The sequence below is a fragment of the Salegentibacter agarivorans genome (genome assembly GCF_900113135.1).
In the GTDB taxonomy this organism is placed as follows: Bacteria; Bacteroidota; Bacteroidia; order Flavobacteriales; family Flavobacteriaceae; genus Salegentibacter; species Salegentibacter agarivorans.
In genome coordinates, this window is the sequence record NZ_FOOH01000001.1 from 468,693 (window position 1) to 480,294 (window position 11,602).

Annotated in this window: 10 protein-coding genes and 1 tRNA gene; 2 read left to right on the forward strand and 9 right to left on the reverse strand. The window is 37.6% G+C overall.

What is annotated here, in order from left to right; genetic code table 11:
* Nucleotides 1-30 precede the first annotated feature (30 nt).
* From BM084_RS01950 to BM084_RS01990, 9 genes are all read right to left on the reverse strand, one after another.
* Complete coding sequence (locus BM084_RS01950) at nucleotides 31-618, reverse strand: DUF5683 domain-containing protein (RefSeq protein WP_093302426.1); 588 nt, start codon at nucleotides 616-618, stop codon at nucleotides 31-33.
* Nucleotides 608-1,513: a ParB/RepB/Spo0J family partition protein gene (locus BM084_RS01955; protein WP_093302428.1), complete on the reverse strand. Its 906-nt coding sequence runs from the start codon at nucleotides 1,511-1,513 to the stop codon at nucleotides 608-610. Before BM084_RS01955 ends, BM084_RS01950 begins: the two co-directional genes overlap by 11 nt.
* A 3-nt stretch (nucleotides 1,514-1,516) precedes the next feature.
* The gene (locus tag BM084_RS01960; protein ID WP_093302430.1) at nucleotides 1,517-2,281 is read right to left on the reverse strand and encodes a ParA family protein; all 765 of its coding nucleotides are present in this window, start codon (nucleotides 2,279-2,281) and stop codon (nucleotides 1,517-1,519) included.
* 164 nt (nucleotides 2,282-2,445) lie between these two features.
* Nucleotides 2,446-3,327: an SDR family oxidoreductase gene (locus BM084_RS01965; protein WP_075326631.1), complete on the reverse strand. Its 882-nt coding sequence runs from the start codon at nucleotides 3,325-3,327 to the stop codon at nucleotides 2,446-2,448.
* Nucleotides 3,328-3,424: 97 nt separating this feature from the next.
* A complete protein-coding gene (gene scpA, locus BM084_RS01970) occupies nucleotides 3,425-5,563 on the reverse strand; it encodes a methylmalonyl-CoA mutase (protein WP_093302432.1) in 2,139 nt (712 codons plus the stop codon).
* A gap of 15 nt (nucleotides 5,564-5,578) precedes the next feature.
* A complete protein-coding gene (locus BM084_RS01975; protein WP_093302434.1) occupies nucleotides 5,579-6,961 on the reverse strand; it encodes a methylmalonyl-CoA mutase subunit beta in 1,383 nt (460 codons plus the stop codon).
* A 20-nt stretch (nucleotides 6,962-6,981) separates the two neighbouring features.
* Nucleotides 6,982-7,299, reverse strand: a complete 318-nt coding sequence (locus BM084_RS01980; RefSeq protein ID WP_075326634.1) for an FtsB family cell division protein — start codon at nucleotides 7,297-7,299, stop codon at nucleotides 6,982-6,984.
* 89 nt (nucleotides 7,300-7,388) lie between these two features.
* The gene (udk, locus tag BM084_RS01985) at nucleotides 7,389-7,997 is read right to left on the reverse strand and encodes a uridine kinase (RefSeq protein WP_093302436.1); all 609 of its coding nucleotides are present in this window, start codon (nucleotides 7,995-7,997) and stop codon (nucleotides 7,389-7,391) included.
* 92 nt (nucleotides 7,998-8,089) lie between these two features.
* Nucleotides 8,090-9,289, reverse strand: coding sequence for a PQQ-dependent sugar dehydrogenase (locus BM084_RS01990; RefSeq protein WP_093302488.1), 1,200 nt, complete (start codon nucleotides 9,287-9,289; stop codon nucleotides 8,090-8,092).
* A gap of 216 nt (nucleotides 9,290-9,505) precedes the next feature.
* Between BM084_RS01990 and BM084_RS01995 the strand changes: the two genes are divergently transcribed.
* Nucleotides 9,506-9,580: transfer RNA gene (locus BM084_RS01995), tRNA-Pro, on the forward strand.
* Nucleotides 9,581-9,801: 221 nt separating this feature from the next.
* Nucleotides 9,802-11,010, forward strand: coding sequence for a site-specific integrase (locus BM084_RS02000; protein WP_093302439.1), 1,209 nt, complete (start codon nucleotides 9,802-9,804; stop codon nucleotides 11,008-11,010).
* Nucleotides 11,011-11,602: the final 592 nt, after the last annotated feature.

An 11,602-nucleotide genomic window follows, 5' to 3' on the forward strand; every position in this document is an offset into this window, starting at 1 on the left:
TTCTAATTAATTGGTAGTAATAAAAGCTTCCTAAAACTTATAATTTAAAGATAAACCGTAACGGGATTTCCCGGTAAAATTATCAAGCCCCATATTAGGTTGTAGCGTTAGGTCTTCACTAACATTAAATTGCTGTAAATGTGCGTCTACGTTGGCATCTATAATATTCAAGACATAAAATCCTGCGATTACCAATATCGAGATTTCTTTATTTCTGCGATAAAATTCCTGGGCTCTTATTAGACCATCATCAGATATTCTTTCTTCCCCATTTACAGTAAATTCATCTTTTCTACCTGCAAGCCGATTTTTATAAGCATCTCTATACCGGTTCCATTCTTTATTATTGTTTATATAAAAATAAACTCCGGTACCAATTCCTGCATATACCAAAGGGATTTTCCAATACCTGTCGTTATATGCCTGTCCCAGACCCGGTAATATAGCCGAGTAAAATGCAGCTTTAGCGGGTGCGAGGGCATTGTAAGGTTTATAATCTTTTTCTTTTGAAGTATCTGACACTTCAGGAGTTTCAACCATTAAAGAATCTTCCTGGGCCGTAAGTGTAAAAACAAACAACAGAAAAAATACAGATAATAAAGCCCGATTATTCTTCACCCTGAATAAGTTTTTTTAACCTATTAAAATCTTCTTCGGAAGAAAAAGGAATACTAAGTTTTCCCGAACCTTTTTTAGTGACTTTTACATCTACTTTGGTTCCCAGGTATTCTGAAAATTCTTTAATTCCTTTTTTATAAGTAGTAGGAACTGCAGCCGTTTTCTTGGAAGTTTTTGAAACTTTTGAACCTTCGTTTACTTCACGCACCAATTGTTCAGTTTCTCTTACCGACAATGATTTTTGAAGTATTTTCTCATAAATATCCAGTTGCTTTTGCGGATCGCTAACATTAATAAGTGCGCGTCCGTGACCCATACTCATAAAGCCATCTCGCATTCCTGTTTGAATTATGGGATCCAGTTTTAAAAGACGTAAGTAATTAGCAATAGTAGAACGATTTTTACCAATGCGTTCACTTAACTGTTCCTGGGTAAGGTTTATTTCATCTATTAAACGTTGATAGGAAAGCGAAATCTCTATAGGATCCAGATCCTGGCGCTGAATGTTTTCTACCAAAGCCATTTCTAAAGATTCCTGGTCGTTGGCAATCCTTATATAAGCCGGAATAGTTTCTAAACCTACCAATTTTGAAGCACGATAACGGCGTTCTCCCGAAACCAGCTGGTATTTATCAAAATCCAGTTTTCTTACGGTAATTGGTTGAATTACTCCAAGTTCTCGTATTGAAGAGGCAAGTTCTTTAAGATTGTCTTCATTAAAACTTGTCCTTGGTTGGAAAGGATTTACTTCAATAGATTCTAAATCCAGTTCAACAATATGTCCAACCAGTTTATCGGCATTTTTATCTTCTGCAGATTGTATATCGTTTTGCGGATCTTTCAATAAAGCTGAAAGTCCACGTCCTAATGCTTGTTTTTTGGTCGCCTTCGCCATCTTCTACGAGTTTTTCTTTATAATTTCATGTGCCAGGCTCAAATAATTGCTGGCTCCTTTGCTGCCTGCATCATAGTTAATAATGCTTTCCCCATAACTTGGGGCTTCACTTAAACGCACATTTCTTTGAATGATTGTATCAAAAACCATCTCGCCAAAATGCTTCTGAACTTCTTCTACCACCTGGTTAGAAAGCCTTAAACGCGAATCGTACATAGTTAGCAATAAACCTTCTATGTCTAATTTATTATTATGAATTTTTTGAACGCTTTTTATAGTGTTAAGCAGTTTTCCTAAACCTTCGAGTGCAAAATATTCACATTGAATTGGAATTACCACAGAATCTGATGCTGTTAAGGCATTTAAAGTTAATAAACCCAGGGAGGGAGCACAATCAATCAAAATAAAATCATACCGGTCTTTTAAAGGAGTGATTGCTTTTTTAAGCATAGATTCCCTTTGATCCTGGTCTACCAGTTCAATTTCTATAGCAACCAGGTCAATATGAGCCGGTATGATATCTAAATTGGGAGAACTTGTTTTTTGAATGCAGTCTTCAGGAGCTATTGAGTCTTCAAAAAGCTGGTAAGTGCCTAATTCAACCTCTTCAATGTCAATTCCCAGGCCCGATGTAGCATTGGCCTGTGGGTCTGCATCTATTAACAATACTTTCTTTTCAAGTACTCCAAGCGAAGCGGCCAGGTTTACCGAGGTAGTGGTTTTACCAACTCCTCCTTTTTGGTTTGCAATAGCAATGATTTTACCCATTAAGTCTCTGTGATTTTTGAAGGGTAAAAATACAATTTATTACAGGTTTATAAAATGATTTTGTTAACAGCTTATACATAAAAAACCGATTGTTGCCGTAAATAGGTAACAATCGGTTTGATTCTGAAAAATTTGAATTGAAATAACTTCTATTTTAGACAGTTCTAGCTGCCTTTCTTAGATTTAATCATCGCTTCTAATTGATCCCACATTTCCTCCGGAATAGCTTCTAAGAGGTTAAACTGGCCTGCACCTTTAAGCCATTCTCCACCATCTATGGTAATTACTTCGCCGTTTACATAAGCTGAAAAGTCTGAAACTAAATAGGCGGCAAGGTTTGCCAATTCCTGGTGTTCACCAACTCTTTTTAGTGGTACTTTTTTAGCAAGATCAAATTTGTCTTTTAAATCTCCTGGTAATAATCTGTCCCAGGCACCTTTAGTAGGGAAAGGGCCGGGTGCAATTGCGTTGAACCTAATTCCGTATTTTGCCCATTCTACCGCTAAAGAGCGCGTCATAGCCAAAACTCCTGCTTTCGCAGTAGCACTTGGTACTACATAAGCAGAGCCTGTCCACGCATAGGTGGTCACAATATTAAGTACAGTTTTATCTTTTTGTTTTGTATCTATCCAATGTTTTCCAAGCGCCATGGTGCAGTTTTTACTTCCTTTAAGTACAATATCAATGATTGTATCAAAAGCGTTAGCGCTTAATCTTTCAGTTGGAGAAATAAAGTTTCCTGCAGCATTGTTTAATAAAACATCTATGCTTCCAAATTCTTTTAGAACTTCATCACGCATGTTTTCTACCTGATCGTAATGCCTTACATCGCATTGAACCGCAAAACATTTACCTCCGGTTTCATCTTCCAGCTCTTTGGCGGTGTTTTGAAGTTTTTCCAGGTTTCTGGAAGTAATGGCTACATTAGCGCCAAGCTCCATAAAGTATTTGGTCATTGCTTTCCCAAGGCCACTTCCTCCGCCGGTTACGATAATGGTTTTGCCTTTTAAAGCATCGTCACGAAGCATTTTTTTAGTAAAATCCATAATATATTTTTTAGTTGGTTAGTTTACTCACTAAGTGAGATTTAATATTTTAAGTCTTTTTATAAGTTATAAAACCTTCAAGGTTATTTTTATGAGTTTAAACTTCTTCCTCTATCAAAATTTCTAAAAGCTGAATAGCGGCATCGCTTATTTTAGTTCCCGGTCCAAAAACCGCCACAGCACCGGCATCAAATAAATATTGATAATCCTGCGACGGTATTACCCCGCCTACAATTACCATTATATCTTCACGTCCAAGTTTTTCTAATTCTTCAAGGACCTGCGGAACCAAAGTTTTATGGCCTGCTGCTAAAGAGGAAACTCCTAAAATATGTACATCGTTCTCTACAGCTTGTTTTGCAGCTTCTTTTGGGGTTTGGAAAAGCGGACCAATATCTACATCAAAACCAAGATCGGCATAACCGGTGGCTACCACCTTTGCACCACGATCGTGACCATCCTGACCCATTTTTGCGATCATAATTCGGGGTCTTCTTCCGTCCTGTTCGGCAAATTTATCGGCCAGTTCCCTGGCTTTTTTAAACGAAGTGTTCTCTTTCATTTCTTTAGAATATACACCGCTAAAGGTTTGTACTTTAGCTTTATGCCTGCCGTAAACTTCTTCCAGCGCATCGCTAATTTCACCTAATGTTGCGCGATGTCTTGCCGCCTCAACAGCTAAACTAAGCAAATTCCCGTTTTCCTTTTCGGCGCATTCGGTAAGAGCTTTTAGCGCTTTTTCAACTTTTCCGGTATTTCTTTCGGCTTTTATTTTCTCTAGGCGTTCTACCTGTTGTTTTCTTACTGTCTGGTTATCTACTTCTAAAGTAACCAGCTCATCTTCTTTTTCGAGTCGGTATTTGTTAGTGCCTACAATAATATCGGTTTCACTATCTATCCTGGCCTGTTTTTTAGCTGCGGCTTCTTCAATTCGCATCTTCGGAATTCCTTCTTCAATGGCTTTGGTCATTCCGCCTAATTCTTCAACTTCTTCTATAAGTTTCCAGGCTTTTTCAGCAATTTCGTCGGTAAGTTTTTCAACATAAAAACTGCCGGCCCAGGGATCTACCGTTTTGGTAATCATTGTTTCCTGTTGAAGGTGCAACTGCGTGTTTCTCGCTATTCTTGCTGAAAAATCTGTAGGTAGTGCAATGGCTTCGTCCAAAGCATTTGTGTGTAAACTTTGCGTTCCACCAAAGGCTGCCGCTGCCGCTTCTATACAGGTTCGAGCTACGTTATTAAATGGATCCTGCTCGGTTAAACTCCAACCGCTAGTTTGCGAATGTGTTCTAAGCGAAAGTGATTTCGCATTTTTTGGGTTGAATTGCTTTACGAGTTTTGCCCAAAGCATTCTGGCGGCTCGCATTTTGGCGATTTCCATAAAATGATTCATCCCAATTCCCCAGAAAAATGAAAGTCGGGGAGCAAAACTATCTATATCCATCCCGGCTTCAAGGCCTTTTCTAATATATTCCAATCCGTCGGCTAAGGTGTAAGCCAGTTCAATATCGCAGGTAGCACCGGCTTCCTGCATATGATAGCCCGAAATACTTATGCTATTGAATTTGGGCATATTTTGAGAGGAATATTCAAAAATATCTGAAATAATCTTCATTGAAGGAGTAGGTGGATAGATGTAGGTATTACGTACCATAAACTCCTTTAAAATATCGTTTTGAATAGTTCCTGAAAGTTGTTCCGGTTTAACGCCCTGTTCTTCGGCAGCAACGATATAGAATGCCAAAACCGGTAAAACCGCACCGTTCATCGTCATAGAAACCGACATTTTATCGAGCGGAATCTGGTCAAAAAGGATCTTCATATCTTCGACCGAATCTATCGCAACACCGGCTTTTCCCACATCGCCAACCACACGTTCATGATCGCTGTCGTAACCGCGATGGGTGGGAAGATCAAAAGCAACCGAAAGCCCTTTTTGCCCGGCAGCAAGATTTCTTCGGTAAAAAGCATTGCTTTCTTCAGCAGTAGAAAATCCAGCATACTGGCGAATCGTCCACGGCCGACTAACATACATTGTACTATAAGGACCCCGTAAATAGGGAGGAATTCCAGCCGCAAAATTTAAGTGTTTTAGATCTTTGATATCTTCTTTTGAATAAGAAGGCTGCAAGTTGATTTCTTCCGGGGTTTTATAGGTGTTGTTTTCACCCTCTTTTTGCCGCTTGCCAATTGCTGGTTCTTTTAATTCTATATGTTGAAGATCTTTTCTTTGCATTGCTCTTTTTTTTAATTATTCGACCTTTTCCTGCTTTATTCTTTCCTGCTCAATTTGTTCACTTATACGTCTTTCCAGGATAGGTTCTATTAGAGTTTTACGCGGATTTTGCTTTAAAAATGGATACAATTCCAGTTCATCTTTCATTTTGTCCTGCGGATTTTCGAATTTATTAGTACCTATTAATACCAATTCTCCACTATCAAATTGTTCCTGTTCCTTTTTAGCGCTTTCCTTTATTTTTCGCTGAATAGCTCCTTCTTTTAATTGCTTTAAAAAGCCACCACCTTTCTCTATTTCTTTAAAAATATCTAGGGCCATTTCCGCAAATTGTTTGGTAAGGCTTTCAATATAATAAGCACCTTCGGCAGCATTGGCAACCTTGTCAAGGTATGCCTCGTGTTTCATCACTAGCAATTGATTACGGGCAATCCTGTCTCCAAACTCATTGTTTTTATGATAGATAGCATCATAAGGCATATTATAAACCGTATCGGCACCGCCTAAAACAGCGCTCATACTTTCAGTGGTTGTTCGAAGAAGGTTTACGTTGAAATCGTAAAGTGTTTTATTTCTTTTGGTGGGTTGCGCCAGGATATGGCAGGTTTCCGGGATGTTGTATTCTGAAGCTAAAGTAGCGTATAGCCATCTTAGAGCTTTAATTTTTGCTATTTCGAAGAAATAATTTGGTCCGGAAGCAATTAGAAATTGTGGTTGTAATTTCTCGAAATTCGGGCTTTCCTGAAAATGGTTAAGATATTCGTTAACGTGCGCCAGGGCATAAGCCAATTGCTGTGGAATATTTGCACCGGCATTTTGATATAAAGCGGTATCTATACTGATTACCGATTTAAAATCTTTGGAATTAGTGAAAATACTGTTCAGGATTTCGTGGTCTTTTTGAAGATTATGGAACCAGTTTCCGGAACGGGCAAGGTTTCCTACAATATCAAATTGAAGAAAAACCTGATGCTGTTTTCCTTTAAAATACTCCCGAAAACGTTTGAAATAATTTTCAGAAAAAAAGCTGGAACTAAAGTAAATTATGGTTTTATCCAGTACTATTCCCTCCAGTAAATTTTCAATAGAAATTTCTTCATTTGGAATGATAAACCAAAGGCTTTCGGTTCCTTTGTTAAGAATTTCATTTGCACGCTTATTACTTTTTTCAACAGAAACTACGTATAATCTTTCGCAAATGTTCCAGTTTTTTGGAGAAGGTGTTTTTATACTTTCTTCAACATCTTCACCACTATAAAAAGGTTTTATATTAATTCCGTCCAGGGACTTATAAACGAGTTTCTCGTTATAATCGGCTCCTTTTAGATCAAATTGTATTTTTTGTTTCCATTCTTTTGCAGAAACTTCTTCAAATTCCTGAAATAATGATTCTTTCATTGTGTGGTTTTTCTGAAAAATTAATCCTGAATTGTATCGTATTCAATGATGAATATTTCTTCATTGGGACGTTTCATATAATATTGCTGGCGCGCAAATTTTTCCATCTCTACCGAATCCTGAAGCTGTTGTATGGTTGCTTTATCTTTGGAGATTTCATTTTTGTAATACTGCCTATTTTCTTCAAGCTCCTCTACTTCCTGGTTGAGTTCATTATGGACTAACCAGGAATTACTATCTAAAAATAGCATCCAGCCTCCAAAAATAATTATTAGCAGCACATATTTGTTGCTAATAATTTTAAACCATTTTTTGTTTCTTAATTCCTTTAATTTCACACCTTCTAACTTCAGTAACTAATTAAGATTGTTTTGGTTAAACCGTAAAACTTAAATTTTTCTCGGCTATTTGGATTAAAGATACAAAATTAGGTCAAGCGGTCTTTGATTATGGTTTGCACAATATCAACAGCAACGGTGTTATAACGGTTGGTAGGAATAATGATATCGGCAAATTCTTTGGTAGGTTCTATAAACTGCTGGTGCATTGGTTTCAGCGTAGTTTGATATCGCCATAAAACTTCATCTAAATCGCGCCCACGTTCAGAAATATCTCTCTTAAGTCGGCGAATTAGACGTTCGTCACTATCGGCGTGAACGTAGATTTTAATATCAAACATCTCCCTAATATCAGGATGGGCGAAGATTAGAATGCCTTCTACAATCACCACTTTCCTGGGTTGGGTTTCCAGGGTTTGTTTGGTGCGGTTATGTTCTGTAAATGAATATACAGGCTGCTGAATGGTATTGCCTGCTTTAAGCTCTTTTAAATGTTCAACTAAAAGATCAAAATCTATAGATTTTGGATGGTCAAAATTGGATTTAACCCGCTCTTCTTTAGCTAAATGACTTAGGTCTTTATAGTAGGAATCCTGGGAAATTACATCTACCTCTTCATTTTTTAATTCGTCTATAATTTGCCTTACTACCGTAGTTTTTCCACTACCGGTTCCACCTGTAATTCCTATAATGAGCATCTAAAAAAATTTGGGGCAAATTTAAACATTTGCCCCAAATTAGAAATAAATATGATGTTTTAATTCCTAAGCTTCGATCTTAGGATTATAAATTATTCAGCTTCCTCCAGGGGTAGCAATTTTACTATACCCGTTCCTTCAACAGCAGCGTAGATAAATCCGTCAGGGCCTTGTTGAACATCTCTTAATCTTCCAAGACCTTCCAATAATTTCTCACGTGTAGTTACTTCTCCATTTTCTATGGCTAAATGTTCTAAATATTGAAATTTAAGGGCACCCACTAAAAAGTTTCCTTTAAGCTCTGGATATTTATCTGAAGTTACTTTTTCAAATCCGCTTGGTGCGATTGATGGTAACCAGTAGGTAAGTGGGTTCTGAAATTCAGGTCCCGTTCTATCTTCAGTAATAGTAGTGCCATCATAATTTTCACCATAAGTTACTACCGGCCAACCGTAATTTTTTCCAGCTTTTACAACATTAATTTCATCACCACCTTTTGGGCCGTGTTCATTAACCCAAACTTCTCCGGTTTCTTCGTTGAAAATCATCCCCTGCGGATTTCTGTGTCCGTAAGAATAAATAGCTTCTATAGCGTTTTCTTCACCTACAAAAGGATTGTCTGAAGGTACGCTTCCGTCTAAGTTAAGTCGGTATACTTTCCCACCATCTCTTGTAATATCCTGCGGATTCACATCTCTATTTCCTCTATCTCCAATAGTAAAAAATAAATGACCTTCTCCATCAAAAACAATTCGTGATCCAAAATGTTGTCCTCTGGTAGAGTTAGGAGTGGCTTTGTATAAATCTTCGCGACTGGTTAGTTGATTGTTTTCCAGTTTGGCTCGCATTAAGGCAGTATTTCCCCCTTCGCTTTCACCTTCATCTGATGAATAGGTGATATAAACCCAATTATTGTTCTCAAAATCGGGATGAAGGGCGATATCCAGTAATCCACCCTGCCCCTGATTGTAAATTTCGGGACCTCCGGTAATAGCTACACGTTTACCATTTTTAAAATGATAAATATCGCCACCTTTTTCGGTTGCAAGGATGCTACCATCGGGAAGAAAATCAAATCCCCACGGAATTGTCATATTCTCTGCAACAACCTCGTGTTTATATTCATTTTCGGGAGAAACAGCTTCCGGCATTTCTTTTGGTACCGGGTTATCAGAATCCTGAGCATTTGTTTCTGTTGGTTCTTCCACCTCGGCTTTTTTATCAGATTTTTGATTATCTCCGCAGGCGGAAAAGGTAAAAATCAACCCCAATAATAATAAAATTCGCTTCATAATAATTTTTTTTGTGATTAGCTTATCCTGCATTGCCAGCAAGATTCAACTAAGATATAAAAAATCTAAAGTTTTTCTTGTAGACTGATAAGTTTTCTTATATTTGCACCCGCTTTGGGGGATATTAATTCACTCAAGTTGAAATTTTGAAGTTTAACAATAGTTTTTACTATTATAAACTTAAGTTATCGCGCCGAGCGCGATTAAAAAATTACTCGGGGTGTAGCGTAGCCCGGTTATCGCGCCTGCTTTGGGAGCAGGAGGCCGCAGGTTCGAATCCTGCCACCCCGACTTTTTGAGTATCAAAATAGCTCAAAAACTACCTAAATAAATGATTTTCAGTGCTTTTAGCAAAACTGGGAATCATTTTTTTTTGTTTGATATCAAATAAAATGTGACCTATTCGGTTACCTAATCGGTCACCCATTTTTTCTTACCTTTCAGTTGCCTTAGGGCTTTAGCGTGATTTGACTTCGACAATTATGTTAAATCGGTTACCTAAATGAAAGGCAATGAAAACAAAACCCACTTTTCGTATTCTCTTTTGGCTGAATTTGGCCAAGAAAAAAGATACTCTTGCACCTATTTATGCAAGGGTAACTGTCAATGGCCGTCGGGCAGAAATTAGTTTAAGACGACAATGTGACCCGGAATCCTGGGATGATCGCGCCCACAGGTTAAAAGGAAGAAACCTTGAAGCGACAGTTTTGAATAATTATCTGGACGCCAAGTATTCGAAACTATTGCAGTGTTATGAAGACCTGCTCAAAGAAGATAGAATTATAACAGCCAAGGCTATCAAAGCCCGTTTTCTTGGGGCTGATGCGACTTTTAAATCACTCCAGGAAATTCTTGAATATCATAAAACCACTATGGTTGATGTGCTTAAACCAGGAACGCTAAAAAATTACGGAGCTACAGAAAAGTATTTGAATGATTACCTTTCCTACGATCATAGAATCAAAGATATCTATCTTAAAAATATAGATTATCAATTCGTTACCAGTTTCGACAAGTTTCTAAGAAGAAAAAAGGGGAAAAATGGCAAAAAGCAATTGAGTAATAACGGAATAATGAAACACATGGAGCGATTTAAGAAGCTCACAAATTTAGCCATTAAACTTGGTTGGCTGGATAAGGATCCATTCCGGGACTATAAAATGAAATTTGAAAAATTTGATCGTGCGTATTTGAGCCAAAGAGAACTAGATTATATTGAGGAGACCCGATTCAGAAGAGTAACACTGGAGACCACTAAGGATATTTTTGTTTTTTCCTGCTATACTGGTATGTGTTATGGGGAAATAAAAAACCTTACCCGAGATAACCTGATAAAAGGTGTGAATGGGAAGGACTGGATCTATAGCAGGCGGGAGAAAAGCAATGAACCGATTAAGGTACCGCTACTGGAAAAAGCCCGCAGTATTTTGTATAAATATGAAAAACCAACTTCAGAATTTCTATTACCGGTGTATAGCAACCAAAAAACAAATACTTACTTGAAGGAAATTGCAGAGCAGTGTAAAATTCCTAAAAAGCTTAGTTTTCACGTTGCCAGACATACTTTTGCTACAACGGTCACCCTATCCAATGGAGTGCCCATAGAAACCGTTTCAAAGCTCCTGGGGCACACTAAATTATCAACTACGCAAATCTATGCCAGAGTAGTTGATCAAAAATTAGGAGACGATATGGATCAATTGCAATCTAAACTCTCCTAAAAAAGCGATGAAACGATGCAGAAGTGATGCGGGTCATAGCTCAATGTTATCAAGGCTTGCGGGAAGATCTGCATCAAAGCAACAAATTCTGAATACAACAAAGGAGAAAAGCCTCCGATAATTTCTTCTTTTTTTGATGAATCGATGCCAGATATAAATAAGACCAGTAATACTGGGGATTTTCAGCCGCATCATTTCCGCATCACTTTGTCATCAAAAATAAAACGATGCTGAACTTTGTATAGATTTTGCAGGTTTTGATATAAAATAAGCTAGTTAAAAAAGAAAAAATATGGTCCCAAATCTACCATAACTTACAGCGCTGGATCCTATGCTGTTTTTATAGCGTACGGGAAGTTAAGTGAAAAGTAAAAACAGCATAGGGCGCAAAACCTATTTTGTTTTTGTAATACCAGTAAATTTTAACCTATTTTCAGGGTGTTCCAGTCCATTTACTGGTAATCTCGCGTTCATTTCACTACTCCGGTATAAAAATACTGTCTAATTCAAATTAGTTTTACTGCAAATTTCAACGGTTTTATTGGGGCTTTCAGGCTATTTGAGGTAAGTTTTTTATTTAAAAACTTTTGCA